This window comes from Sporosarcina sp. P3, assembly GCF_002743415.1.
GTDB lineage: Bacteria > Bacillota > Bacilli > Bacillales_A > Planococcaceae > Sporosarcina > Sporosarcina ureae_A.
The window spans coordinates 31,784-57,682 of the sequence record NZ_PDZE01000009.1; the positions used below are offsets into that span (position 1 = coordinate 31,784).

General features: G+C 41.9%; 26 protein-coding genes and 1 tRNA gene. 20 read left to right on the plus strand and 7 right to left on the minus strand.

Features of this window, described 5'->3' with window-relative positions; genetic code table 11:
* Positions 1-275: 275 nt before the first annotated feature.
* A complete protein-coding gene (locus CSV61_RS11860) occupies positions 276-1,250 on the minus strand; it encodes a peptidylprolyl isomerase (RefSeq protein WP_099639381.1) in 975 nt (324 codons plus the stop codon).
* Between the two features lie 158 nt (positions 1,251-1,408).
* Between CSV61_RS11860 and CSV61_RS11865 the strand changes: the two genes are divergently transcribed.
* Positions 1,409-1,510, plus strand: coding sequence for a YjcZ family sporulation protein (locus CSV61_RS11865; RefSeq protein WP_081657910.1), 102 nt, complete (start codon positions 1,409-1,411; stop codon positions 1,508-1,510).
* A 42-nt stretch (positions 1,511-1,552) separates the two neighbouring features.
* On the opposite strand, the gene CSV61_RS11870 is transcribed toward CSV61_RS11865, so the two are convergent.
* The 4 genes from CSV61_RS11870 to CSV61_RS11885 all read right to left on the minus strand — a co-directional run bounded on the left by CSV61_RS11870 (position 1,553) and on the right by CSV61_RS11885 (position 3,553).
* Entirely contained in the window at positions 1,553-1,738 is a 186-nt protein-coding gene (locus CSV61_RS11870) for a hypothetical protein (RefSeq protein ID WP_029054118.1), read from the minus strand.
* Positions 1,739-1,823: 85 nt separating this feature from the next.
* Positions 1,824-2,387, minus strand: a complete 564-nt coding sequence (locus tag CSV61_RS11875) for an HTH-type transcriptional regulator Hpr (RefSeq protein WP_099639382.1) — start codon at positions 2,385-2,387, stop codon at positions 1,824-1,826.
* A 188-nt stretch (positions 2,388-2,575) separates the two neighbouring features.
* Entirely contained in the window at positions 2,576-2,932 is a 357-nt protein-coding gene (locus CSV61_RS11880; RefSeq protein WP_083033437.1) for a YtxH domain-containing protein, read from the minus strand.
* 195 nt (positions 2,933-3,127) lie between these two features.
* Positions 3,128-3,553, minus strand: a complete 426-nt coding sequence (locus CSV61_RS11885; RefSeq protein WP_099639383.1) for an HIT family protein — start codon at positions 3,551-3,553, stop codon at positions 3,128-3,130.
* Positions 3,554-3,674: 121 nt separating this feature from the next.
* On the opposite strand from CSV61_RS11885, the gene CSV61_RS11890 reads away from it, so the two are divergent.
* The 6 genes from CSV61_RS11890 to CSV61_RS11915 all read left to right on the plus strand — a co-directional run bounded on the left by CSV61_RS11890 (position 3,675) and on the right by CSV61_RS11915 (position 12,328).
* A complete protein-coding gene (locus tag CSV61_RS11890; RefSeq protein ID WP_099639384.1) occupies positions 3,675-4,421 on the plus strand; it encodes an ABC transporter ATP-binding protein in 747 nt (248 codons plus the stop codon).
* The gene (locus CSV61_RS11895) at positions 4,405-5,616 is read left to right on the plus strand and encodes an ABC transporter permease (RefSeq protein ID WP_099639385.1); all 1,212 of its coding nucleotides are present in this window, start codon (positions 4,405-4,407) and stop codon (positions 5,614-5,616) included. Before CSV61_RS11890 ends, CSV61_RS11895 begins: the two co-directional genes overlap by 17 nt.
* A 217-nt stretch (positions 5,617-5,833) precedes the next feature.
* Positions 5,834-6,091, plus strand: coding sequence for an IDEAL domain-containing protein (locus tag CSV61_RS11900; RefSeq protein WP_083033426.1), 258 nt, complete (start codon positions 5,834-5,836; stop codon positions 6,089-6,091).
* A 207-nt stretch (positions 6,092-6,298) separates the two neighbouring features.
* On the plus strand, positions 6,299-8,281 hold the full coding sequence (uvrB, locus tag CSV61_RS11905) for an excinuclease ABC subunit UvrB (protein ID WP_099639386.1): 1,983 nt from the start codon (positions 6,299-6,301) through the stop codon (positions 8,279-8,281).
* A gap of 7 nt (positions 8,282-8,288) precedes the next feature.
* The gene (gene uvrA, locus CSV61_RS11910; RefSeq protein WP_099639387.1) at positions 8,289-11,156 is read left to right on the plus strand and encodes an excinuclease ABC subunit UvrA; all 2,868 of its coding nucleotides are present in this window, start codon (positions 8,289-8,291) and stop codon (positions 11,154-11,156) included.
* Between the two features lie 80 nt (positions 11,157-11,236).
* Positions 11,237-12,328, plus strand: coding sequence for a DUF4097 family beta strand repeat-containing protein (locus CSV61_RS11915; RefSeq protein WP_099639388.1), 1,092 nt, complete (start codon positions 11,237-11,239; stop codon positions 12,326-12,328).
* A 757-nt stretch (positions 12,329-13,085) separates the two neighbouring features.
* On the opposite strand, the gene CSV61_RS11920 is transcribed toward CSV61_RS11915, so the two are convergent.
* Entirely contained in the window at positions 13,086-13,643 is a 558-nt protein-coding gene (locus tag CSV61_RS11920; RefSeq protein WP_099639389.1) for an N-acetylmuramoyl-L-alanine amidase family protein, read from the minus strand.
* A gap of 195 nt (positions 13,644-13,838) precedes the next feature.
* Between CSV61_RS11920 and hprK the strand changes: the two genes are divergently transcribed.
* The 12 genes from hprK to CSV61_RS11980 all read left to right on the plus strand — a co-directional run bounded on the left by hprK (position 13,839) and on the right by CSV61_RS11980 (position 24,251).
* On the plus strand, positions 13,839-14,789 hold the full coding sequence (gene hprK / locus CSV61_RS11925; RefSeq protein ID WP_099639390.1) for an HPr(Ser) kinase/phosphatase: 951 nt from the start codon (positions 13,839-13,841) through the stop codon (positions 14,787-14,789).
* Positions 14,790-15,611 (plus strand): prolipoprotein diacylglyceryl transferase, encoded by an 822-nt coding sequence (gene lgt, locus CSV61_RS11930; protein ID WP_233193592.1) that lies wholly within the window; start codon positions 14,790-14,792, stop codon positions 15,609-15,611. It begins immediately after the preceding gene.
* Entirely contained in the window at positions 15,595-16,554 is a 960-nt protein-coding gene (locus CSV61_RS11935) for a nucleoside recognition domain-containing protein (protein WP_099639391.1), read from the plus strand. The genes lgt and CSV61_RS11935 overlap by 17 nt, the downstream gene beginning before the upstream one ends.
* Entirely contained in the window at positions 16,547-17,203 is a 657-nt protein-coding gene (gene ppaX / locus CSV61_RS11940; RefSeq protein WP_083033408.1) for a pyrophosphatase PpaX, read from the plus strand. Before CSV61_RS11935 ends, ppaX begins: the two co-directional genes overlap by 8 nt.
* On the plus strand, positions 17,200-17,721 hold the full coding sequence (locus tag CSV61_RS11945) for an acyltransferase (RefSeq protein ID WP_083033406.1): 522 nt from the start codon (positions 17,200-17,202) through the stop codon (positions 17,719-17,721). The genes ppaX and CSV61_RS11945 overlap by 4 nt, the downstream gene beginning before the upstream one ends.
* Before the next feature lie 88 nt (positions 17,722-17,809).
* On the plus strand, positions 17,810-19,333 hold the full coding sequence (locus tag CSV61_RS11950; RefSeq protein ID WP_099639392.1) for a tetratricopeptide repeat protein: 1,524 nt from the start codon (positions 17,810-17,812) through the stop codon (positions 19,331-19,333).
* Positions 19,334-19,480: 147 nt separating this feature from the next.
* Positions 19,481-20,434: a thioredoxin-disulfide reductase gene (gene trxB / locus CSV61_RS11955; protein WP_099639393.1), complete on the plus strand. Its 954-nt coding sequence runs from the start codon at positions 19,481-19,483 to the stop codon at positions 20,432-20,434.
* A gap of 203 nt (positions 20,435-20,637) precedes the next feature.
* On the plus strand, positions 20,638-21,114 hold the full coding sequence (locus tag CSV61_RS11960) for an NUDIX domain-containing protein (protein WP_099639394.1): 477 nt from the start codon (positions 20,638-20,640) through the stop codon (positions 21,112-21,114).
* A 5-nt stretch (positions 21,115-21,119) separates the two neighbouring features.
* Positions 21,120-22,007 (plus strand): RNase adapter RapZ, encoded by an 888-nt coding sequence (gene rapZ, locus CSV61_RS11965; RefSeq protein WP_369824366.1) that lies wholly within the window; start codon positions 21,120-21,122, stop codon positions 22,005-22,007.
* A 7-nt stretch (positions 22,008-22,014) separates the two neighbouring features.
* Positions 22,015-22,977, plus strand: coding sequence for a gluconeogenesis factor YvcK family protein (locus CSV61_RS11970; RefSeq protein ID WP_369824372.1), 963 nt, complete (start codon positions 22,015-22,017; stop codon positions 22,975-22,977).
* Positions 22,978-23,018: 41 nt separating this feature from the next.
* Positions 23,019-23,945 (plus strand): DNA-binding protein WhiA, encoded by a 927-nt coding sequence (gene whiA, locus CSV61_RS11975; RefSeq protein ID WP_083033394.1) that lies wholly within the window; start codon positions 23,019-23,021, stop codon positions 23,943-23,945.
* A gap of 48 nt (positions 23,946-23,993) precedes the next feature.
* Positions 23,994-24,251, plus strand: coding sequence for an HPr family phosphocarrier protein (locus CSV61_RS11980; protein ID WP_029054095.1), 258 nt, complete (start codon positions 23,994-23,996; stop codon positions 24,249-24,251).
* Positions 24,252-24,622: 371 nt separating this feature from the next.
* Here CSV61_RS11980 and clpP read toward each other — a convergent pair whose 3' ends face one another.
* Complete coding sequence (gene clpP / locus CSV61_RS11985; RefSeq protein WP_083033388.1) at positions 24,623-25,219, minus strand: ATP-dependent Clp endopeptidase proteolytic subunit ClpP; 597 nt, start codon at positions 25,217-25,219, stop codon at positions 24,623-24,625.
* 231 nt (positions 25,220-25,450) lie between these two features.
* On the opposite strand from clpP, the gene CSV61_RS11990 reads away from it, so the two are divergent.
* A tRNA-Arg gene (locus CSV61_RS11990) sits at positions 25,451-25,522 on the plus strand.
* Positions 25,523-25,899: the final 377 nt, after the last annotated feature.

The window sequence follows — 25,899 nt, forward strand, 5'->3', positions numbered from 1 at the left end:
TGTTAGGTTGTTGTATGTAGTGGACTAGCAAACAGAGAAATTGCTCGCTCATGATATCTAGTATGTATTGCTAGCGAAAGAAGTCTACGAATTACCCTACACCCGATGCAACTTGCGAAAACCATTCACCAGCGCGTAGTGGGGGACAATGAATTTGCCACTTAGATTGCCAGCTAAACCACAACCTTGATTCGAAACGCATTAAAATCTATTGAAAACACAAAAAAGGTCTGCCACTGGAAGTTGAAACTTCCAAGGCAGACCTTTTTCATATATTACTTACCTTCTTCAACTTCTACTTCCGCATCGTCAGCTGGAGCGTCTTCTACAGGTGCTTCTTCCGCAGGCGCTTCTACGTCAACCGGAGCTTCACCTTCAGCTGGCTGCTCTTCCATCTTGAACAAATCAAGTGCTGATTTCAAATCTTCGTCTTTGATTTTTACATCTGCTTCTTTTACTAGCTTCGAAACTTTAGCTAATAGCTCATTTTCGTCAGCCTTTTCCATCAATAGTTCATGACGGATTTCATCTTTCTTTTCATCAGTGATTTTCTCATCATCCGTTTTGCGTTTTTCTTTTACTTCAATGATATGGAATCCGTTATCTGATTGAACTGGCTCACTGATTTTGCCTGGCTCTAGGTCGTATGCAGCATTCCAGAATTCTGGAACCATTACACCGTAAGCGAACCAGTCAAGGTCTCCACCTTCGTCTTTAGAACCTGGATCAGTAGAGTATTCTTTTGCAACTGCTGCAAAATCTTCACCTTTGTCTAACTTCTCTTTTACTTCTTTTGCAGTCTCTTCATCTTCCACTAAGATGTGGCGAGCGTTGATTTCTGTTTGAGATTCTTCAAGGCGCTTGTCTAATTCTTCGTCAGAAACTTCCACACCGTCAGTCAATGCAGCTTCCTGTAATTTATTCAAACGAATCATTTTCTTGAAGCTGTCAGGTGTTTGACCTTGTTGAGCCAAGAATGCTTCGAAGTTTTCACCGAGTTGTTCTTTGTTTTTATCAAATTCTGCGTCAACTTGCTTATCGTCTACGTCATACTTATCATCCAAAACCTTTTCCAAAATGATCATTTGTAGGGCTTGTTCACCGACAGATGTTTTCATTTCTTGATAAAACTCATCTTTCGTAACATCTCCTGCTTTAGACGTCATGACTTTTTCATCTCCGCCACCAGAACAAGCGGATAAAGCTGCAACCGAAGCTGCGAGTGTAAATGCTAACATCTTCTTTTTCATGTAATTAACTCCCCTAATCTAAGTATCGATTCTGTATATTCTTCAAGTAAACACTATACCATATAACGTATGAAAAACAAAAAGGTTCCATACATCCAAACTGCCCAACCGCTTTTTTCTACTTTCGCATAGGATACAATGTGAAAGGGGGTGCCTTCATGAGCGGTTACACACATGGCGGATCAGGTTCATCAGGCTTTGCTTTAATTGTTGTGTTGTTCATTTTGTTGATCATCGTCGGTGCAGCATACTTGTATTAAAAAAAGCCCTGCCTCCAGTACTGGGGGTGGGCATACATAGTGTCAGGCGCTAAAGAACACTTCTACATATAAGGATAAAATGAGGATCGTAATCAGAATATTTACAGTTCGATAAATCTTTGGCTGCTTTTCTTCTGGAATCTCTCTAGATTGGCAAAGAGCAAATGTCATTTTATTAATTTGATATAAGTAGAACAATGAAAATAGAATGGTAATCGCTATAACCATTTTAGACCTCCTCTTTCTGCTTCTGTACTATCATAGCAGAATTTATGATCAAAAGGAAAAAACTAAACTGTGTAAAGAGCAGGCGTTAAGATTCTACTTCTAATTTTGTTAAGTAATCATTTGAATCGATATACGTCTTCTCGATGTTTTGGAAACCGCGTTCAAATATATCCATAAAATCGTCTCCGTAAATATTTCGCAGTACAGACATGACCTCTAGGAATTCAGGAAATTTACCGTAAATATCGCGAATGGGAAGGGAACCTTGAAGTACGCTGTAATCTTCTTTATGGTAATTTTTATTCATCTGGATGATTAATGCTTTGCCTTTTTCTGAAACCGTCACGTATGTATTGCGTCGGTCGTCCTCTTTTTTCGAGAAGTACAGAAGTTGACGTTGTTCCAATTTTTTTGAAAAGTTAAAGGCGGTTGAGACATGCATTACACCAAACTTCGCGATATCTGAAATTGTAGCACCTTCTAAATGATAGGCAATCCATAAAATATGATGTTCGTTAATATTGAGGTCATAAGGTTTAATCCATTGCTGCCAATCCTTCTCTACAGCTTTCCATAATGCTTTGGACATTTGGGCTACGCGTTGATTGAAGATCATGGCGTCTTTACGTGTAATATGTTGATCGGCCATCGAGACACCTGCTTTCTTTCAGTCTTTTTATTTATTATACCAAAAAAGCAACAAATAAAAAAGACGGAATAATAAAATAAATCAGTTTGAGTGTATATGCCCATAGAATCCAGCTAGTCATAGCTGTTTTACTATGGGTATCACTCAAAGATTAGCAGGAGAAGAACTGATGCCTTCATGGCAATACGTTAGCGAGTGCTAATGGATTTCTCGAGATCATCCAGTGCTGTTTGGATTGCAGAAATTTCTTTCTCCAAACGTTTTTTATTATGTTCGGTTGAGCGCTTCCAATCTGCTACGGAAACTTTCATTTCTTCAACTGTCTCTGGTACAAGTTCTTTTGCTTCCTTCGACAAATCCGTTACGGAGTCTTTTAGATCTGCGACTTGCCCTTTGACATCTTTCAACTTATCTTTCAATTCAAGTGATGCATGTTTGACACTATCACGCAGTTCACTGCCAGCTTTAGGTGTAGAGTATAGAACAGTTACTGCAGAAGTGACAGCACCTGCTGCCAGACCAATAAAGAATGTGGACGCTTTCATGTAGAGAACACTCCTTTTGTATAGTTATTATTTTATTAAAGCATGTTATTACGCAGTTGAGCAAGAAAATGAATGAAATATTATTGCCATAAAAGTTTTCTGTCCTAATTGGGGAGAGGGGTAGACAGAAGCGTCGGATTCACTTCAAGTTATGAAGCAAAGTGCAGTACTCTTCTGTCCTATTCCCTCCATGTGTTATTGTTGCAGGCGTCTTGAAATATGGGTAGCTAATTCAGATACTACGTCCATTGGGAACTGCTCTACCTTTGTATGAAATTCTACTTTCAGACCATCTGATTTATCATAGCGTGGAATTAAATGCATATGGAAATGATAGACTGACTGCCCAGCGAAAGATCCGTTGTTTTGTAATAAGTTCATTCCAGACGGTTGAAATTCTTCTTTCAATGCATTGGCAATTTTAGGTGCCACTTTAAATAAATTCGCAGCTTCTTCTTCTGTTAATTCATACACATTTTCACGATGTGTTTTTGGAATCAGGAGTACGTGCCCTTTCGTGACAGGCATAATATCCATAAACGCGATCACGTGATCATCTTCGTATACCTTTTCTCCTGGAATCGTGCCTTCTACAATTTTGCAGAAAATACATGAGGTCATTTCTACACATCCTTTCATGTTTGGATGTATTGTAGCATATTTTCAGATAGTTAACGAAGGCGGATAAAGCAATTTTACAATTTCTTTGCTAAAATAATAACAGAAGATAGGGGGAAATATAATGGCAATCCTAGAACTAGAACATGTTACAGGTGGTTATACGCGCAAGCCCGTTCTACATGACCTTTCATTTCAAATAGGAGAAGGTGAATTGGTAGGGTTGATCGGACTGAATGGCGCAGGAAAAAGTACGACAATCAAACATATTATCGGTGTGATGAATCCGCTTGAAGGAATGATCAAAATTGACGGCGCGACGTTTAGTGACAAAGAACATTACCGCCAGTCATTCAGTTATATTCCAGAGACACCGGTGTTATACGAAGAACTTACATTACAAGAACATTTGGAACTGACTGCGATGGCGTACGGGTTGGACAAGCAGCAATTTGAAATCCGCACTGAACAATTGCTGAAAGAGTTCCGTATGGAAAAACGTTTGAAGTGGTTTCCAGCTCATTTTTCGAAAGGTATGCGACAGAAAGTTATGATCATGTGTGCTTTCTTGGTCGAACCGAAATTATATATTATTGATGAACCGTTCGTCGGATTAGATCCGTTAGCGATTCGTGCATTGCTCGACCAAATTATTGAACGCAAAGACGCAGGTGCTTCTATTTTGATGTCGACTCACGTACTGGCAACAGCTGAGAAGTATTGTGATCGTATTATCTTATTGCATGAAGGACGGGTACGTGCGAACGGTACGATGAACGACTTGCGCAAGGCGTTCGGACGACCAGATGCCACGCTAGATGATTTATATATTGCAATGACTGAGGAAACCGACCATGAACAACATGCATGATATTTGGGGACAACGGTTCTTCCATTATGTCAATGAATTACAGAAATATATGCGCTATGTATTCACTGGACATTTGGCGATCGTCTTCATGTTTGCCATTGGGGCAGGAGGCTATGCGTATAGTGAATGGCTAAAAGAAGTACCAGTTACATTCCCTTCTGTTTTCATCGTATCCATCGTCATTGCCCTGTTGTTAATGAAAGCGGCACCGACTACGTTACTAAAGCCGGCAGATATCGTGTTTTTCCTGCCGTTAGAAAATCAATTGCCGAGCTATATGAGACGTTCCATCACTTGGTCGACGTGTTCACAACTGCCTTTGCCGTTAATTGCTATGGTTATTGCATTACCTTTATTAAAAGCTACGGAAGTAGGGACAGGCACGGATTACCTTCTTGTTATGTTGCTGATCGTAGTGTTTAAAGGGCTGTTTGTAAGGACTGAATACAATGTTCGTATTGCGAATCACGATTTTGTTTGGCCGGATCGTCTCCTTCGATTAGTTTTAACATTTCTAACAATTCAATTGGGTCTTTCTTGGAGTCCGGCGGCAATCTTTATCGGAATACTGATTGCGATGCTCTATTCGAAGTTTTGGGATAAAAAAGCAGAACAATTTCCGTTCCCCTACGAGCAGTTTATTGAATTGGAACAAAATCGTATGATGCGTTTCTATCGATTTGCAAATTACTTCACGGAAGTACCCCATCTAGTTGGATCTGTGAGTAAGCGCAGCTGGTTAAAGATTGCCATGAAACGTTCTAGGTTCAAGCGTAAAGATGTGCAAAATTACTTAATCGTTCGGACATTTATCCGTACAGATGATACGTTTTGGTTGTGGGTTAGATTAACGGCGCTATCTGCGTTGGGTGCGTTTTTAATACCATTACCGATTGTGTCGTTCATCTTTGTAGGAGCATTGGCGTTTGCAACTGCTGTTCAATTGATATTGGCACTTGAAGGCGGCGTCGAGTTCACTATGGATCAGCTATTTCCAGAAGAACAAGAAAAATCGCAAATCAAAGCGGTACGTTTGTTAGTGAGAAAATTGATTTGGCTACAAGCAATCATTCTATTACTGGCAGCATTACCGTTGTACGGATTAAGTGTTACCCCCGTCTTGATTGCGGCTGTTGCACTCATTGTAGGTGAAGCGACGATTCGATTAACTAAAGAGCAAATGAAAGATATATGATGGTAGACAATAGGTAAAATAAAATAGTGTGAGTAAAAGAGTCAATGTTGCTGAAGTAAAGAATTAAACCCGTGACAGAATTATCTGAATATATGTACCTAGTAAACAGTGTGTTAATCATATCGAAGTAATTAAAAAGTTCGAATAGTTAAAATAATGGTTGCAATTCCTATTCTATTGCATATATAATTACTAAAAGGTATCAGGGGTGAGAGAGATGAATAATAACAACTCATATGCTGAATTTTTGAAAGCGGTAGGTAACAATAGCACTTCTCTCCAAGCGGAAAAGCTGCTGAACGAAATCTATTGGGATCTGTTTCTACAACACATTCATTGGGAACAAACACAATCGCGAATCATGCTGTTGATTGACGATGCGCTAGATCAAAATGACAAAGAAGCATTCGACCTGTATACACAGCAATTACTAGACATTTCACAAGAACATGGATACAAACTTAAAACAAAATAATATTTCCATAGGCACTGCTAGGGCAAAATCCTGGCAGTGTTTTTTATTGTATGGAATGTCTGAGTTGCAAGTTTCTTTCACAAAGTACAAGGGTACAATAAAGTACATAGAGAGTTAGCTTAAAACGTACGTTCGTTATTTCTTTAGAAAAAACCCTAGTTGTGGTAAAATAGAAGGACAGGTGTTTAAGAAGAGGAGTGGAACCATTTGAACGAAACATTTCAATTGCAGGCACCATATACGCCGCAAGGAGATCAGCCAAAAGCGATTGACAGCCTTGTTAACGGCATAAAAGAAGGCAAGAAACATCAGACATTACTCGGTGCAACAGGTACAGGTAAAACATTTACTGTTTCTAATGTACTGACAGAAATTAATAAACCTACACTGGTCATTGCCCACAATAAAACGTTGGCAGGCCAATTATATAGCGAGTTCAAAGAGTTTTTCCCTGATAATGCAGTAGAATACTTTGTCAGCTTCTATGACTTTTATCAGCCGGAAGCATATGTTCCGCAGACGGATACTTTTATTGAAAAGGATTCATCCATCAATGATGAAATCGATAAACTTCGCCACTCCGCAACGAGTGCATTATTTGAACGCAATGATGTATTGATTGTGGCATCTGTTTCGTGTATTTACGGTCTCGGTTCGCCAGAAGAATACAATGACATGGTTTTTTCATTACGCAAAGGGATGGAAATACCGCGTAATCAATTATTGCGCACGCTAGTGGACATTCAGTACGAACGCAATGACATCAATTTCACGCGTGGTACATTCCGTGTTAGAGGCGATGTAGTCGAAGTCTTCCCGGTGGCACGTGACGAGCGTTGTATACGTCTCGAGTTCTTTGGTGATGAAATCGAACGGATCCGTGAAGTGGATGCGTTAACAGGTGAAGTCATCGGTGATCGTGACCACGTAGCCATATTCCCAGGATCTCACTTCGTCACACGCGAAGAAAAGTTACTTAAAGCGATTGAAAATATTGAGATTGAGTTGGAAGAACAGCTTAAATATTTACGTGATCACGATAAATTACTGGAAGCGCAGCGCTTAGAACAACGAACGCGCTACGACTTGGAAATGATGCGAGAGATGGGTTTCTGTTCCGGTATTGAGAACTATTCCAGACATTTGACGTTGCGTGAAGCAGGTGCAACACCTTATACATTGCTTGATTATTTCCCAGATGACTTTTTGATCGTAGTAGACGAGAGTCACGTATCTTTACCGCAGATTCGCGGTATGTACAATGGAGACCAAGCGCGTAAAAAGGTATTGGTGGAACATGGCTTCCGCTTGCCGTCCGCATTGGATAACCGCCCGTTAATGTTTGAAGAATTCGAAAAGCATATTCGTCAGGCGATGTATATTTCTGCAACGCCAGGACCTTATGAAATTGAGCATACAGACAAAATGATAGAACAGATCATACGCCCCACAGGATTACTGGATCCAATCATTGAAGTGCGTCCGATTGAAGGGCAAATTGATGATTTATTGGATGAAATTCAACTTCGAATCGAGCGAGATGAACGTGTCTTGATTACGACTTTGACGAAAAAAATGTCCGAAGACTTAACGGATTATTTAAAAGATGTTGGAATTAAAGTTCAATATTTACATTCCGACGTCAAGACATTAGAGCGGACAGAAATTATTCGGGAATTGCGTATCGGCACATATGACGTGCTGATCGGAATCAACTTACTGCGTGAAGGAATCGACATACCGGAAGTTTCATTGGTCACAATTTTGGATGCAGATAAAGAAGGTTTCTTGCGTTCGGAACGTGCGTTAATCCAGACAATTGGACGTGCAGCACGTAACTCGGATGGACGCGTTATCATGTACGCGGATAAAATGACAGACTCTATGAAGAAAGCGATCGATGAAACGGAACGTCGTCGTGAAATTCAACAAGCTTATAATGAGAAACATGGCATCACACCCACAACGATCGTCAAACCGATACGTGAATTGATCCGTGCGACTCAAGTGGCGGAAGAAACGGAATCGTATTTGCAAAAGGTAACCAACGGCAAGAAGCTATCGAAAGACGAGAAAGGCTTATTGCTAATGAAGTTGGAAAAAGAAATGAAAGACGCAGCAAAGGCTTTGGACTTCGAAAGAGCTGCAGAATTACGCGATACCGTACTAGAACTGAAAGCAGAAAGGTAGAGTTCGCATGAAAAATACAGAACTTGTAATCCAGGGAGCGAGAGCGAATAACCTGAGGGACATTACCGTGAAGATTCCACGCGATAAGCTAGTTGTACTTACTGGCTTATCTGGCTCAGGAAAGTCTTCACTGGCGTTTGATACGATTTACGCGGAAGGACAGCGCCGCTATGTAGAATCATTATCCGCATACGCGCGTCAATTCCTTGGACAGATGGATAAACCAGATGTGGATTCTATAGAAGGATTATCGCCGGCTATTTCCATCGACCAGAAGACAACGAGTAAAAATCCACGCTCTACTGTAGGAACAGTGACGGAAATCTACGACTACTTGCGTTTGCTATATGCGAGAGTCGGAAAACCTCATTGTCCGTATCATGGCATTGAAATCTCAACACAGACGATCCAGCAGATGGTAGACCGTGTAGCTCAGTTGCCTGAGCGCACTAGAATTCAAATTTTGGCGCCAATTATTTCTGAACGAAAAGGGACGCACGCCAAATTATTTGAAGACATTAAAAAACAAGGGTATGTGCGCGTACGGGTCAACGGTGAAACGATTGATTTAGACGACAATATAGATTTAGATAAAAATAAAAAGCATACGATTGAAATCGTCATTGATCGGATTGTCATGAAAGAAGGCGTTGAAACACGTTTAAGTGACTCATTAGAGTCCGCTTTACGTTTAGCTGACGGTAATGTTCTTGTCGATGTAATCGGTGAAGAAGAACTGTTTTTCAGCGAACATCATGCGTGTCCTATCTGTGGATTTTCTATAGGTGAACTAGAGCCGCGGATGTTTTCATTCAACAGTCCATTCGGCGCATGTCCTGAATGTGACGGGCTTGGCATGAAACTTGAAGTCGATCCAGAATTAGTCATTCCCAATAATGAACTAACGCTAAAAGAACACGCCATCGCCCCATGGGAACCAACGAGCTCTCAGTATTATCCGGAACTCCTGAAGACGATTGCCAAGCATTATAAAATTCCTATGGATGTACCAGTTAGTGAGATAGCTGATTCGGATATTGAAAAACTAATGCTAGGATCGAAAAAAGAGAAGATTCGTTTCCGCTATACAAATGAATTCGGTAATACTCGTGATAGCGATATTTATTTCGAAGGTGTTTTGCGCAACGTGGAACGTCGTTATCACGAGACATCTTCAGACTTTATTCGTGAGCAGATGGGTAAATATATGACGGAAAAAGCCTGTCCTTCTTGTACAGGCTATCGCTTAAAGCCTGAATCACTTTCGGTATTAGTGAATGGTGAGCATATCGGGAAAATCACGGAACGCTCGATTGTTGAAACAACAAAATTCTTTGACCAATTGACCTTGTCTGAGAAAGACGCACAAATTGCAGACATGATCCTAAAAGAAATCCAAGAACGTTTAGGCTTCTTGGTGAACGTCGGTCTCGACTATTTGAATTTATCTCGTTCAGCGGGGACATTGTCTGGCGGGGAAGCGCAACGGATTCGTCTAGCCACACAAATTGGATCTCGTTTGACGGGTGTCCTGTATATACTTGATGAGCCGTCAATCGGACTTCATCAGCGAGACAATGATCGATTAATTGGCACACTACAGAGCATGCGAGACATCGGAAATACGCTGATCGTTGTAGAACACGATGAAGACACGATGATGGCTGCTGATTATCTAATTGATATAGGTCCTGGTGCTGGTGTGGCAGGAGGAGAAGTAGTGGCTGCAGGTACTCCTGCGAAAGTCATGAAAAACAAAAAGTCGCTGACGGGTCAATATTTGAGCGGAAAGAAATTCATTCCACTTCCGACCGAACGTAGACCGCGTGATGAGCGAAGCATTGTCGTTAAAGGGGCTTCGGAGAACAACTTGAAGCATATTGATGCAGAATTCCCTCTCGGTCAATTTATTGCGGTGACTGGCGTTTCCGGTTCAGGCAAGAGTACGTTAGTCAATGACATTTTGCATAAAGCATTGGCTCAGAAATTGAATCGATCCAAACAAAAGCCGGGCAAATTCGAAAGTATCAGTGGTGTCGAACATTTAGAGAAGATTATCGATATCGATCAATCTCCAATCGGGCGAACACCGCGTTCTAACCCAGCCACGTATACAGGTGTCTTTGACGATATTCGCGATGTTTTTGCGATGACGAATGAAGCGAAAGTTCGTGGCTATAAAAAAGGTCGCTTCAGTTTCAACGTGAAGGGTGGACGGTGTGAAGCATGCCGTGGAGATGGAATCATCAAAATCGAAATGCACTTCCTTCCCGACGTATATGTGCCATGTGAAGTATGTCATGGCAAGCGATATAACCGTGAAACACTTGAAGTGAGATACAAAGGAAAGAATATTGCGGACGTACTTGAAATGACAGTAGAATATGCTGTGGTGTTTTTCGAGAATATCCCAAAGATTCACCGTAAATTGCAGACGATTGTAGATGTAGGCTTAGGGTATGTTCAATTAGGCCAACCAGCAACGACGCTGTCTGGTGGGGAAGCCCAGCGTGTGAAACTTGCTTCAGAATTGCATAAACGTTCCACAGGTAAATCATTTTATATTCTGGACGAGCCGACAACAGGTTTGCACGTACATGACATTGCCAAGCTACTCGAAGTTCTCCAACGTTTAGTAGATGGAGGAAACACCGTTCTCGTGATTGAGCACAATCTAGATGTCATTAAGACAGTCGATTATATTATCGATATCGGTCCGGAAGGTGGAGACAAAGGTGGAGAAATTGTTGCAACGGGAACACCGGAAGCAATAGCAGAAGTCGAAGAGTCTTATACTGGTAAATATTTGAAGGCCATTCTAGAAAGAGATCGAAACCGGATGAAAGAGCAAATCAATAAAGTAGTAAAGAAATAGAAAGTGAAACTTTTGTTCCGCAGAACCGTATAAATAGATAGGTACTGAAAAGATTGTTCAAAACGAGGAGGAATCTAGGCATGCAAAATGAACGCATACGAATACTCACGATGCTCGAAGAAGGTAAAATCACAGCTGATGAGGCATTGAAATTACTAGAAGCCATGGGAAAAGAATCTGAAAAAGAAACAGCAGAAGAGAGCTCTTCTGCTGATGCTTTCTTCGAAGATATCCGTAAAGAATTCGTCACAGCAGGTGATCGCTTCATGCAGTTTATGGACACGGCGGTACACCGTGTGAAAGAATTCGATTTCGAAGCACCATTCAGCAAATCTGTTTCCTTTACACATACAGAAAGCAAATCTGTAGAAGATATTGAAGAAATCATCATCCATATCGATCACGGCTCTGTGGAAATTCATCCTTCAGACGATGAAGAAATTACGGCGAAGTTCTCTGTAAAGCATTTCAATACGGATTCTGAAGCAGGCGCACTTAATCAGTTCCTGGAAAAGTTATTGTTCGTGAAAGACGGTAACAAATTGCGCATCGGCAGCGACTTGAAAATGCTGCAAGTCAATCTTCATCTATACGTTCCGACTTCAGTACATTATAGTAAACTCTCTGTCCGTTTGTTGAACGGTGGCTGTTCATTGGAGGGCGTCGATTTCAAAGATCTGCGCATCAAAACGGCGAATGGGAAAATCGAATGTGCGGATATAAAATTCGATGAAGCCGAGCTAGAAACAGCAAATGGTATGGTCCGTCTGTTAAAAGTTACTGGTGAAAAGCTAGAAGCCGAAACATTAAACGGTCGTGTCTATGTAGATGGTGCTGTACAAGATGTAGATGCGAAATCCTTAAACGGAAATGTGACGTTGACGACTTCATCTGCTGCTGCAAAAAGATTGGAAGCGAAGTCAATTAGCGGGTCTGTTGAAATTTACTTCCCATCTTCTATAAGCGTTAAGGGAGAGATTACTTCCAACATGGGTAAGCTCGACTTGCAATTACATGACGTGTCGCGTGTAGAAGAGCAAGAGCAATTCTTGCATCGTACGATTCGCTTCAGCAAAACTGCCGAAGACGAGACGAAAGAGCCGTTGCATGTAACTGGTGAGTCCAAGACAGGCTCAGTCATGGTTCGCTATAACTCTGTCGATATGATTTGATAGCATAATGAAACACCTGCATTGCCGTTACTGGCGGTGCAGGTGTTTTTTGGTTTGTTTGATATACGTGTAAGGGGCGGGGAGAGTTGCTTGGGCGTTGGGCGCTCAATAATTGGTGTAAGCGCTCATAGTTGTTGCGTTTTCGCTCTATGATGAGGGTTGACCGCTCTATTCTGGTCCGTAACCGCTCATACTTGCGGTTTATGCGATCAATCACGCTGTTTATCCGCTCATTATCCCATAACTATCTAGGGTAGTTGCTCGGACGCTCAATAATTGGTGTAAGCGCTCATAGTAGTTGCGATGCCGCTCAATGGCATGGGCTAACCGCTCTATCCTAGTCTGTATCCGCTCATACTTGCGGTTTATGCGATCAATCACGCTGTTTATCCGCTCATTGTCCTATGATATCAAGGGGGAGTTGCTCGGACGCTCAATAATTGGTGTAAGCGCTCATAGTAGTTGCGATTCCGCTCTATGGTGTGGGCAAACCGCTCTATCCTGGTCCGTATCCGCTCATACTTGCGGTATATGCGATCAATCACGCTGTTTATCCGCTCATTACCCTATAATATCGAGGGTAATTGCTCGGTCGCTCAATAATTTCCCATAAGCGCTCATAGTTATTGCATAACCGCTCTATCACAACAACCATCCGCTCATACTAGCGGCCTATACGATCAATCCCACCACATAACCGCTCATAACCACCTACATCTCCTTCAACCCAACCCAACCCATCGCATCCCATCCCCCATCAATTCAACCTCTCATACTCCCAACACAAAATCCCAAAGGCGATAGCCCGTGCGCATTGACGTTGATAGGTTTTACTTTGCAGTAACCCAGCTTCCGTCTGATTCGACATGAAGCCGCATTCGACTAAAATTGCAGGCATATTGGTGTCGCGCAGTACGGCGAAGTTTGCTTTCTTCACACCGCGATCGGCGCGCTGGCATGCGGAAATTAAGGATTTTTGTACGGTGGATGCGAGCACTGCGGAGCTTTTGCTTGCTTGTGGATAAATATAGGTCTCAATCCCTTGTGCTGAATGCCAGCCAGTACCAAATGCATTGGCATGGATGGAAACAAATGCATCTGCCTTCATTCGATTAGCTGAAGCGGTGCGTTCACTTAAAGGTACGTCGCGTGTAGCTGCGTGCGTATACTTGATTGTCAGGCCTTCTTTCGTTAAAATTTCGCTGACAAGTGTAGCTACTGCTGCATTAAAGTGATACTCCCGAAGCTTTCCATCAGGTGTTCGTTTACCGGGTGTATCTGGTCCATGACCCGCGTCAAGAATGATTAGTGTCAATTCTGTTCACTCTCCTTTATCCTCTATATAGAGAAATCTTTTAAAAAGGATACAAAAAGGGGAGATCGATCAGGAAGTAATCCATTTCTTTTCGTTTCCTTCATGGTAAAATAGGTGGGAATGGTTTATACATAAGCACAAAAATCTGTAAAAGACTGAAGAATACGTACATCGTAGCAGAAAGTGAGGGGTTTCATGGGTGAATTAACAGTAGAAGATATGATGAATCGATTCGGATTGGAATTGATTGCTGGGCACGCAGGGATTCATAAACAAATTCTAATGAGTGACATTTCACGGCCAGGGCTTGAGATGGCTGGTTATTTTGATTATTATCCTGCGGAACGTGTGCAGTTGATCGGGCGTAAGGAGATGTCCTTCCTCGAAACATTGTCTGCCATTACGCGAAGAAAACGTTTGGAGCGACTTTGTTCGGTAGATACGCCAGCATTTATTATTGCTCATGGCGAAGAAGGGCCGAAAGAATTGAGCCAATTAGCAGAGGAGAAAGATATTCCGGTTCTTCGGACGGATTATAAGACTACACAGTTTTCGGGGATGTTGACGAATTACTTGGTTGGACAACTCGCGCCGATGACGACAGTGCATGGTGTGCTAGTGGATGTGTATGGTGTGGGTGTGTTGATTACGGGCGGCAGCGGAGTAGGCAAAAGTGAAACTGCGTTAGAACTCATTAAAAAAGGGCATAGACTAGTAGCGGATGATTCCGTTGAGATTCGTCAAGTGTCCGATAATGTCTTGATCGGAACGTCACCGAAATTGTTGAAGCATATGTTGGAGATTCGCGGGGTCGGTATTATCGACTTGATGACGTTGTTTGGAGCGAGTTCTGTGAAAGACGATAAGCGTGTATTGCTAGCGGTCGATTTGGAGATTTGGGATGATAAGAAGCACTATGACCGTCTTGGAATCGATGAAGAGAAGGTAGAAATTCTCAATTCGCAAATTACCAAATTATCCGTACCCGTAAGACCTGGGCGAAATATCGCAGTTATCATTGAAGTAGCGGCGATGGATTATCGAATGAAACGTCTCGGTATTAATGCCGCAGAGGAATTTACTAAGCGTTTGGATCAAGCCATCGCAGATAATGCGGAATTATTAGATGAAGAGGGGCGCGACTAAGTGAATGTATCTATGCTAGCGATTAACCCAGTCGCAATCAGTATTGGCAGCTTAGAAGTTCGCTGGTACGGTATTTTGATTGCGCTCGGAATTATTTTAGGATTTATGATAGTTCAACGAGAAATGTTGAAGCGGGGAATGCACCCTGATTTACTAACGGATATGCTCATTTGGGCAATTCCTATTTCAATTATCAGTGCACGAATTTACTATGTTATTTTTACGTGGGATTATTACCGTGATCATCCTGATCAAATTATTCAAATTTGGAATGGCGGGATTGCCATCCATGGCGCGTTGATCGGTGCGGTCATTACCGCGGTAATATTCTGTAAGAAGCGTGGCGTGTCATTCTGGAAAGTAGCGGATATTACAGCGCCTGGTTTATTGATAGGACAAATTATCGGGCGTTGGGGAAATTTCATGAATCAGGAAGCGCATGGCGGTCCGGTTTCACAAGCGTTTAAAGAAAATACGATAATTCCCGATTGGATTATGAATCAAATGACGATTGATGGTATCACGTATCATCCGACATTCTTGTATGAGTCGTTATGGAATGTCGTCGGACTTCTTTTGATTTTGGTAATTCGCAGAATGCTGAAGATGAAACGTGGCGAGGTATTTTTGTTTTATGTCATCTGGTATTCAATCGGCAGATTCTTCATTGAAGGGATGCGGACAGATAGTCTGTATGTCATCGGCAGTTTGCGTGCAGCACAGTTAGTATCTGTAGCGGGAGTTGTCATAGGGATTGCCATCTTGCTGTATCGTAGATATGCAATGAAAGTAAAAGAGAACTACGATGACAAACAAAAATAATATTGCATTATCTAATACGTTGAAAAATGGTTTGCAAGTAGGGTTCAAAACAACGTGGTCACTCGGTAAGATTATTTTCCCTATTACGTTGCTTGTGACTATTTTGCAGTTTACGCCTGTCTTACCATGGCTTGTGCAGTTGGTTGAACCTATCATGCATCTTTTTGGCTTGCGCGGTGAAGCAGCTGTGCCGATCGTGCTTGGGAATGCATTAAACTTATACGCTGGAATTGCTGGAATCATTTCATTAGAATTAACAGTAAAAGAAGTTTTCATCATTGCTATAATGATCAGTTTTGCGCATAATCTGTTCATCGAAACGGCTGTTGCTATAAAAGTTGGCGTCAAACTATGGACCGTGCTTGTTGTGCGTCTAGGATTAGCTGTGCTAGCTGGAGTGCTGATTAATGTATTCTGGACAGGTGGTAACGAAATCGCACAATACGGTCTAACGCCACAAGCGGAAGTCGTACCGGAAGGCTTTGCGCAGATTTTCTTGCTCGGGCTTGAAAAGGCGGCATTTGGCGTCTTACAACTGGCAATGATCGTCATTCCGTTAATGTTGTTTGTGCAGTATGTGAAAGACCGTAATTACTTAGAGCGTTTTTCTACTAGTTTGGCACCGTTTACAAAAATGATTGGCGTGAAACCGAACGCCTCGATGACACTCGTTGCTGGATTATTAATTGGCTTGGCATATGGCGCAGGCGTCATGATCCAAGCAGTGCAAGAAGATGGCGTATCGAAACGGGATATTACATTGGCGTTCATTTTTTTGATGGCATGCCATGCGGTGATTGAGGACACACTATTATTCTTGCCACTCGGTATACCGATTTGGCCATTATTGATCATTCGGCTCGTGACTGCCATTGCACTGACTATTACAGTAAGTATTCTATGGAAGCAGCCAAGAGAGAAGGAGGAAGTTGTGATTGACTAATCAACCAATTACTACATTATTATTTGATTTTGACGGAACGCTTGCAGATACAAATGAATTAATACTCTCTTCTTTCCAACATGTATTGGAAAAACATTTCCCTGGACGTTTCGAACGAGAAGAGATGCTGCCATTCATCGGACCTACATTGCATGATACGTTTTCATCGATTGCACCCGACATGACAGAACAACTAATTGCCGAATACCGTGAATGGAATTTGGCGAATCACGATGCATATGTAACTGAATTCGAAGGTGTGACAGATACGCTTCGTAAATTATATGATCTAGGTTTGAAGATGGCAGTCGTTTCCACGAAGAAACGCGACATGGTCGAAAGAGGGATCAACCTTTTGGGAATCGCTTCCTATTTCGATACGGTGATTGGACTCGATGATATCACGAATCCTAAACCCGACCCAGAACCCCTATTACTCGCATTAACACGTCTGGATCGAACAGCGGAAGAGTCACTGATGATCGGGGATAACTTCCACGATATACTCGGTGGACAAAATGCAGGGACACGAACCGCAGCTGTCGCATGGGCACTCAAAGGGGAAGAATATTTGCAGACATTCAAACCTGATTACATGTTGCAACATATGTCGGACTTACTTAAAATTACTGCGGGAATTAAGCTATGAGACGCACGGAGCGGCATCCGTCCAAAGGAGATGCAAATTCCCTTTGGCATATTTACCGTACAGTTTCGATTTTTAAAGTCGCTAAAAATTTCATCGTGATTCAAATTGCGCGGTACACTCCGTTCGTTTCATGGAAAAATGTTTTCTATCGATTGTTCTTGCGAATGAAAGTTGGGAAACATACGGCTTTTGCGCTGATGGTTGTACCGGATGTCATGTTTCCAGAACGAATTTCTGTTGGGGAAAACTCTATAATTGGGTTTAATACAACGATTTTAGCGCATGAATACTTGATAGATGAGTACCGTATTGGAGATGTGGAAATAGGCAATCATGTACTGATTGGAGCCAATACGACAATTTTACCAGGCGTTAAAATTGGTGACGGTGCGATTGTTTCCGCTGCGTCACTCGTCAATAAAGATATTCCGGCTGGTACATTTGCTGGCGGAAATCCGGTGCGTATTATATATACGGCTGAAGAAATGGCGGAACGTGCGGCACGTGAAAGCAAATGAATGACGGACTGTGTAGTTGTGCTATACTAGAGGATACATTGCAGAGGGACGTCAAGTACGTTCCTCTTACTTTTTCGGAGGAGTTCGATTGAAAAACAACCAACGATTTAAGAAAGAAAAAATTATATCATTCCTGCCAGACGGTGATTTTTATCGTAAACGCGCAATGCAAGCTATGCAGCGTGAACAATTTTCTGATGCGGAAAAATATTATAAACGTGCGCTAGAATTGAATCCAGATGATGCACTTACACATATGGAATACGGTGTGTTCATCATGGAAGTCGGGCGCTTTGAAGACGCCTATGAGCTATTGCAAACCGCTGATGATCTGGACCCAAATAATGAAGAGACGACGTTCTATTTAGCAGAAGTTCACGCACATCTTGGTCTATTGCGCGAAGCGAAGCAATATGCATTGAAATATGTAGCTATGGCACCTGATGGCGTCTTTGTAGAAGAAGCCCACGAAATCTCTGAATTCGCTGATCAAGAAGAATCGTTCGTTGAAGAAGGTGAACAGCTTGATGGTGAAGTGATTTTCATGCAAGAAAAAGCGCGTCGCATGATGGAGCAAGGGGATTTCGAAGAGGCCATAAAGGTGCTAGAGGATTTATTAGTGGATTATCCGAAAACGTGGGCTGTCCACAATAACTTGGCGCTTGCGTATTTTTATATTGGCAAAGAAAAGCATGCAGAAGATATTTTGTATGATGTCCTACGCGAAGAGAAAGGCAATATCCATGCGCTTTGTAACTTGGCAGTGTTCTTTTATTACAACCGAGATGAAGAGCGTCTGAAAAGCATGATGGAGTTGTTGTCAAAAATTAAACCGTACCAATTCGAGCAACGCTATAAATTAGGCGCGACATTTGCACTGACGGGTCGTTATGAGGAAGCATACCACTGGCTTCGAAGTCTGCAAAAACGTGGATTTGAGGGGGATGTCGGGTATTATTTCTGGTTAGCGAATGCCGCATACTTTACCGGGCATCGAAAAGTGGCGGAACAAGCAAATGAAGCTTTGTTGAAATTAGATCCTACCAAAGAAGGATTTGAACCTTGGAAGTCATTGGACGAAGAGTTGGATACGGATTCTTACGAAGAAGATGTGCCGTTCTTGATTGAAAAGATTTCAAACCCTTATCGCAGTGAGCGAATGCTCGGTTTGTACTTAGTAGGAAAGTCGTCACATTTACAGGAAATCTTATCGCATCCGGGATATATTGATGTTGAAAAATTGACTGCTGCGGAACAGCTGTTTTTAGCGCACAGCCTGAACTATTCATTCCAGGTGACTACTCCATTTGAAAAGGCTTTGAAAAAAGCGCTGGCAATTTGTGACCTATTGTATGAAGAGTATAAACCGTTGGATGAGCGAGGTGTACTGCTCTTTCAAATGTGGTTTACATTGTGTGAAAAGGCGCTTGAACAAAAGTATAAGTTCAGTAATGTACATGCACTGGCTGCCGCTGCAGATTTTATGTTCCAATCTTCGCATGACAAAAAAGTGACAAAGAAGTCTATTGCAGAAAATTATAGCGTGTCCGTTTCAACACTTTCCAAGTATATTCAAGAACTGCTTCAATTTCTGCCTTACACAGAAGAATAGTGATTTTTGGATGTTGCATTTAAGTTGAAATTCACGTGCGTTTCTCGTACGATTTTATGTAGCGACAGTTTTATCTGTCGATCAGATAAAACTTTTGGTGACATGAATGAACACCAAGGGGAGCGTATTTTGAAGGAGGAAAACACCATGACAATGGAAGAAAAAGTATATGATGTAATCGTCGTCGGAGCAGGACCAGCAGGGATGACAGCAGCTGTCTATACATCACGTGGAAATATGTCCACACTGATGCTGGAAAGAGGCTTGCCAGGCGGTCAAATGGCCAATACAGAAGAAATTGAGAACTATCCTGGATTTGAAAGTATTTTAGGTCCGGATATCTCTACGAAAATGTTCGATCATGCGAAACGCTTCGGAGCTGAATATGCGTATGGGGACGTAACGAAAATCGAAGACGGCCGTGAATTCAAAACGGTTCATGTAGGCGAGAAAAGTTACAAAGCACGCGCAGTTATTTTGACTACGGGTGCAGAATACCGAAAGATCGGTGTACCGGGTGAAGAAGAATTAACAGGCCGTGGTGTAAGTTATTGTGCAGTATGTGACGGGGCGTTCTTCCGTAACAAAGATATCGTCGTAATTGGTGGCGGTGACTCTGCGGTAGAAGAAGGTGCGTACTTAACACGTTTTGCTAATAAGGTCACAATCATTCACCGCCGTGATACATTGCGCGCACAAAAAATCGTACAAGAGCGTGCATTCGCAAATGAGAAGATTGATTTCATTTGGAATTCAACAGTTAAGCAAGTAAATGAAAAAGACGGGAAGATTGGTTCCATCACGTTGGTATCTACTGAAGACGGTTCTGAACGTGAGATGGAAACGGAAGGAATGTTCGTTTATATCGGGTTGGATCCAATAACAGAGCCTTTCAAAGATCTTGGTATTTTGGATGAAAACGGCTATATTGAAACGAATGACATTATGGAGACGAAAATTCCAGGTATCTTTGCCGCAGGTGATGTGCGTGAGAAATTATTACGCCAAGTCGTGACGGCTACTGGAGACGGAAGTATTGCGGCTCAAGCAGCTCAGAAGTATATCGAAGAGTTGATGGAAGAAGTAGAAGCAAAGGCGTAAACAGGTTATCGTTTTGTAACGTGTATGTAATCGTCCTGCAATATAAAAGGGGGATAATAAAAAGAAGAAAGACCCCCTTTCATAATATAGCAACTTTGTGGCTATTTACGGTACAAACTTCCGTGAATAGCCACCTTTTTTTTTCGTTTTACTTGAAAGCATTGTATACTATAAGTACATACTCGAAAAGTGAGGAACTACATATGCAAAAAATTGCTAATTTGCTCGTGGTAAAAGACGGTCAAGTTCTTTTACTCAAGAAGCCAAGGCGTGGTTGGTATGTAGCACCGGGAGGGAAAATCGATGAAGGTGAGTCTGTATATGAAGCAGCTAATCGTGAATTTCTCGAAGAAACCGGTGCACAGGCAATCTCGCCACATTTAAAAGGCGTATATACGATGATGATCATGGATGATGAAGAAAAAGAATTATTAAACGAATGGTTACTCTTTACATTTGTCGCACATGATTATTCCGGAAACATAATGAAGACAACCGTCGAAGGTGAACTGGAATGGCATCCGCTTGAAAGTTTGCATACACTGCCAATGGCGGAAGGTGATCGCAAGAATTTGCTCTTTGCGGTGAGTCAGGAAGGTATGCAGTATGGAACGTTCTATTATACAGAGCAATTCCGCTTTTTGCGGGAATCACTTCAACAATCAATGGAAGGTGAATAATGTTTATGGATCAACCACAGGCGGTAAATGAATATGAAGTCGTAATTATTACGGGGATGTCAGGTGCAGGTAAGACAGTCGCCATGCAATGCTTTGAAGACATGGGATTCTATTGCATAGACAATTTGCCACCCGAATTATTTGTCACATTCCTGGATTTGATGATGAAGTCGGATAATCAGATGAGGCGTATTGCTGCTGTGATGGATACACGCGGGGGAAGTTTATTTGACTCTATGGTTACTGCACTCGAAGGGTTATTCAAGATGGAAGATGTTAAAACCAGTTTGTTATTCCTCGATTCAAATGACGAAGCGCTTGTGAAACGGTATAAAGAAACGCGCAGATCACATCCGTTATCCGAAGGCGGTGTGTTACTCGAAGGGATTCGCAAAGAGCGTCTTTTGTTAACTGAAATAAAAGGACTTTCACGTTCTATTATTGACACATCAAAATTAAAGCCTAAGCAATTACGAGAGAAAATCACCCGTGAGTTTGCTGAAGCAGGAGAGCCAAACTTCACATTGAATTTTGTGTCATTCGGGTTCAAGCATGGGATGCCGATTGATGCAGACGTAGTATTCGACGTACGTTTTTTACCGAACCCGTTTTATTTGGAGGAATTACGTCCGTTGACAGGTTTGAATCGCGAAGTATCGGAGTACGTATTGAAATGGTCAGATACGAAAGAATTAATCGAAAAACTAACCGATTTATTCAAATTCTTGATCCCACAGTATAAACAAGAAGGAAAAGGTCAAGCGGTTATAGCTTTCGGTTGTACAGGTGGTCAACATCGTTCTGTTACACTTGCTGAATATTTTACAGGTGTTTTTAAAGGCGATTACCCGACACATGTATCGCATCGGGACGTTGAAAAAAGAAAGGGTTGACATCACTATGCAATCCACTACGATGAAAAGAGTTGTTGTGTTCGGTGGCGGCACAGGTTTATCCAATATACTGCGTGGATTAAAACGGTATCCAATTGAGCTGACCGCGATTGTTACGGTGGCGGATGACGGGGGAAGTTCAGGTCGTTTATTCGACCAATATAACGTACCGCCACCTGGAGATATCAGGCAAGTTATGGCAGCGCTTTCAGATGTTGAGCCCATGATCGAGAAAATGTTTCAGCATCGTTTCGAGGGAACGGATGGTTTGAAGGGACATTCTCTTGGAAATTTAATGCTTACAGCTCTAACAACTATTACTGGCGATTTCGCACGTGCAGTCGAGCAGATGGGTGTGGTGCTGAATATTAAAGGGACGGTGTTACCTGCAGCAAATCAGCGAATTACCTTGCATGCCGAGCTTGAAGATGGTTCAATCATTACAGGTGAATCGAAAATTCCTCTCTATGGGAGGAAAATCCGTAACGTTTTTATCACGCCTCAAGATGTAAAACCTTTGCCGGAAACAGCCGATACGATAAAAAATGCAGATTTAATCGTATTTGGGCCGGGAAGCTTGTATACTAGTACTTTGCCAACACTTTTAGTGCAGGATATCCGTGAAGCGGTTCTCGAAAGTACTGCAAAAAAGGTCTATGTTGGTAATTTAACTACGCAACGTGGCGAAACGTATCGCTATACTGCTTCTGAGCACGTTCAGGCGCTTTATGATCATGCGGGAGAACCCTTTCTCGATGCAGTACTAGTGAATAATGCAGAAGCGTTCAGACGCACGCATAACCTGAATGAAACAGAAGAACCTTGGCTTGTGGAGAATGACCTAGAGGTACTGCAATCTTTAGTACCTGAAGTATTCGTGCAGGAGATTGCGACCATCCTAGATGGAACGATCATGCATAAAACGATGGAAGTATCAGATATGTTGATGCGTTATATAGAGAGAACGTAGAAGGCGGATAGATATGAAAATCGCCGAAAAGGGGGAATATCATGTCTTTTGCATCCAAAACGAAAAAGGAACTGACGCAGATCGAAGCGGATGATTGCTGTACGAAAGCAGAAATTGCGGCCTTCATCCGAATGAATGGTGTCATGTCTTTTTCTAATAAACAACTAAGTCTTGACGTTCAAACAGAAAATGCCTCTATTGCGCGTCGTCTGTATTCGAACGTGAAGGCATTGTATCCATATAAAGTGGAATTGCTAGTACGAAAAAAAATGCGTTTAAAGAAAAATAATATCTATATTTGTCGAATCCGTGATGGAGCGAAACATTTATTGGAAGAGTTATCGATCATGACGCATGACTTCCAAATGATCCATACAATCGATCCACAGCTAATTGAAAAAGACTGCTGTGCACGCGCATACTTACGGGGAGCTTTCCTGGCAGGAGGCTCCGTGAATAATCCAGAGACGTCTTCTTATCACTTGGAAGTCTTCTCAAGCTATCAGGAACATAGTCAATCACTTGTTGAGTTGATGAACCATTTTCAGTTGAATGCGAAATCTATTGAGCGTAAAAAAGGGTTTATTGCGTATCTCAAAGAAGCAGAAAAAATATCCGATTTCCTAGGGATCATCGGTGCGCATGTATCTCTTATGAAGTTTGAAGATGTACGGATTATGCGTGATATGCGAAACAGTGTGAATCGGCTAGTGAATTGTGAAACCGCCAATCTGAATAAGACAATCGGTGCGGCACAAAGGCAAGTAGAAAACATTAAATTGATTGAGCGCACGATTGGTTTAGATCAATTACCAGATCGTCTGCAAGAAATTGCTCGATTACGTGTCACGCATCAAGATGTGACGCTAAAGGAGTTAGGTGAACTGGTAACAGGTGCACCGGTCAGTAAGTCAGGTGTCAATCATCGTTTGCGTAAAATTGAAGAAATCGCAGATCGTTTACGTTAAATAACTAGTAGATCCTTCATGAGAAGAGGAAGAAAAGGAGCACACAATATGGTAGAAAAAACAGTGAAAGTAGGAATCAAACCTGGTTTGCAAGCAAGGCAGGCGGCGTTATTTGTACAGGAGGCCAATAAGTATACGGCTGATATTTATTTGAAGAAAGATAATCGTCAGGTGAATGCGAAAAGCATTATGGGGATTATGAGTTTGGCGATTGCGAAGGGGACGGAGATCACGTTGATTACGGACGGGATTGATGAGGATTTGGCTCTTCAAAATTTGGCTGATTTAGTGGAAGTGGAGCAGTGAGTGTAATTATGTTAGACATGGGTGGCGATGACCTTTTTGAGGTTTCGTCATCTTTTTTTGTGCAACTGGAATGCAGGAGTAGGGCGATTAGAGAGTAAAGGGAGCCGTTGATCTGCGTTCCAGGCGGACGCTTTCCTGCGGGCATGGCTTGAGCCTCCTCGTCCGCTTCGCTACCTGCGGGGTCTCAAGGCACATGCTTTTCCCGCGGGAGTCGCCGCCTGGAACGCAGATCAACTAGCTGTCACGATCTGGAGTTAGAGAGCTGATACATTTGTATTGTAAAGATTAACCCAAACCCAAATACCTATAAAATACAAATAAAAAGGTTGTCGCGGAAGGCCATTTGGCTTTCTGCGACAACCTGTAGTTGTTTATTTCTTTTCGATTTCGTTGCGTTCTAGAACGTGGTCGATTAGGCCGTATTCTTTAGCGCGCTCGGCAGTCATGAAGTTATCGCGGTCTGTGTCTTTTGCGATGACATCGATTGGCTGGCCGGTGCGATCAGCTAGGATTTGGTTTAGTTTTTCACGTAGATGCAAGATGCGTTTTGCGGCAATTTCGATTTCAGTTGCTTGACCTTGTGCGCCACCTAGTGGTTGGTGAATCATTACTTCTGCGTTTGGCAAAGCGTAACGTTTACCTTCTGTACCAGCTGTTAGCAAGAATGCACCCATGGATGCTGCCATACCTACACAGATTGTGCGGATGTCTGGTTTGATGTATTGCATGGTATCGTAGATTGCCATACCAGCTGTGATACTTCCACCTGGGCTGTTGATGTAAATGGAGATATCTTTGTCTGGATCTTCAGCTTCTAGGAATAGAAGTTGCGCAACGATAGAGTTAGCGACGTTGTCATCAATTCCGCTACCCAACATGATAATACGGTCTTTCAGTAGACGGGAGTAAATGTCGTACGCTCGCTCACCACGGTTTGTTTGTTCAATTACTGTAGGAATTAGATTCAATTAGACTTCCTCCTTTAATTACTTCATAATATTCGTTCGGTTGAAATCATTTCGTATTTCAACTATACCTGTATTTTACCTATTAAGGTCAACAAAGGTCAAATCATTTGCCTTAAAAATACACATTGCTTTTCATTATATTCTACGATATAATGGAAGATGTCTCTTACAGAAGAAAAGCTTTTTTCTGTAGTTGAGTATTTGTAGGTAAAGTTTGATACTACACGTTTAGTCCTCGTGGTGCAATGGATAGCACGTGAGCCTCCGAAGCTCAAAATGTGGGTTCGACTCCCGCCGAGGGCATCAAGGTTCTACCGTAAACAACGATTGTTTGTCATGATCCGTTTGGATTATGCATCCAATCGTTGTTTTTTTACATCGGGAAAAAATATATATCGAACACACTGGATGAGAAGAGACGAAAGTATACGCATCCAGTGTGTTCTTTTTAAATTATTAATATTCATTTAGTTAATTAATTTACTAATGGAAAATAAACGGTAAGTTTTGAAAGATGAAGTGGAACTTCAAAGAACCTTTTTAAAAATAAATAATTGATGTCTTTTCACCTAGTAAAAAATAAAATTTTGCGAAAAAATCTTAAAAATAAAGTTATGGAAACGCTGTCATCACGGTATTTGTTGTTACTATTTTTATATAACTAAAATGTGAAGTTGTCG

Bases quoted from the DNA above. Each gene is read 5' to 3' on its own strand.
- CSV61_RS11890 (WP_099639384.1), top strand. From the start codon at position 3,675: ATGGCAATCCTAGAACTAGAACATGTTACAGGTGGTTATACGCGCAAG.
- CSV61_RS11960 (WP_099639394.1), top strand. From the start codon at position 20,638: ATGCAAAAAATTGCTAATTTGCTCGTGGTAAAAGACGGTCAAGTTCTT.
- CSV61_RS11880 (WP_083033437.1), bottom strand. From the start codon at position 2,932: ATGAAAGCGTCCACATTCTTTATTGGTCTGGCAGCAGGTGCTGTCACT.
- CSV61_RS11865 (WP_081657910.1), top strand. From the start codon at position 1,409: ATGAGCGGTTACACACATGGCGGATCAGGTTCATCAGGCTTTGCTTTA.
- hprK (WP_099639390.1), top strand. From the start codon at position 13,839: ATGGGTGAATTAACAGTAGAAGATATGATGAATCGATTCGGATTGGAA.
- whiA (WP_083033394.1), top strand. From the start codon at position 23,019: ATGTCTTTTGCATCCAAAACGAAAAAGGAACTGACGCAGATCGAAGCG.
- CSV61_RS11980 (WP_029054095.1), top strand. From the start codon at position 23,994: ATGGTAGAAAAAACAGTGAAAGTAGGAATCAAACCTGGTTTGCAAGCA.
- CSV61_RS11945 (WP_083033406.1), top strand. From the start codon at position 17,200: ATGAGACGCACGGAGCGGCATCCGTCCAAAGGAGATGCAAATTCCCTT.
- CSV61_RS11860 (WP_099639381.1), bottom strand. From the start codon at position 1,250: ATGAAAAAGAAGATGTTAGCATTTACACTCGCAGCTTCGGTTGCAGCT.
- CSV61_RS11885 (WP_099639383.1), bottom strand. From the start codon at position 3,553: ATGACCTCATGTATTTTCTGCAAAATTGTAGAAGGCACGATTCCAGGA.
- uvrA (WP_099639387.1), top strand. From the start codon at position 8,289: ATGAAAAATACAGAACTTGTAATCCAGGGAGCGAGAGCGAATAACCTG.
- rapZ (WP_369824366.1), top strand. From the start codon at position 21,120: ATGGATCAACCACAGGCGGTAAATGAATATGAAGTCGTAATTATTACG.
- CSV61_RS11970 (WP_369824372.1), top strand. From the start codon at position 22,015: ATGCAATCCACTACGATGAAAAGAGTTGTTGTGTTCGGTGGCGGCACA.
- CSV61_RS11875 (WP_099639382.1), bottom strand. From the start codon at position 2,387: ATGGCCGATCAACATATTACACGTAAAGACGCCATGATCTTCAATCAA.
- trxB (WP_099639393.1), top strand. From the start codon at position 19,481: ATGACAATGGAAGAAAAAGTATATGATGTAATCGTCGTCGGAGCAGGA.
- CSV61_RS11870 (WP_029054118.1), bottom strand. From the start codon at position 1,738: ATGGTTATAGCGATTACCATTCTATTTTCATTGTTCTACTTATATCAA.
- CSV61_RS11935 (WP_099639391.1), top strand. From the start codon at position 15,595: ATGACAAACAAAAATAATATTGCATTATCTAATACGTTGAAAAATGGT.
- CSV61_RS11900 (WP_083033426.1), top strand. From the start codon at position 5,834: ATGAATAATAACAACTCATATGCTGAATTTTTGAAAGCGGTAGGTAAC.
- CSV61_RS11915 (WP_099639388.1), top strand. From the start codon at position 11,237: ATGCAAAATGAACGCATACGAATACTCACGATGCTCGAAGAAGGTAAA.
- CSV61_RS11895 (WP_099639385.1), top strand. From the start codon at position 4,405: ATGAACAACATGCATGATATTTGGGGACAACGGTTCTTCCATTATGTC.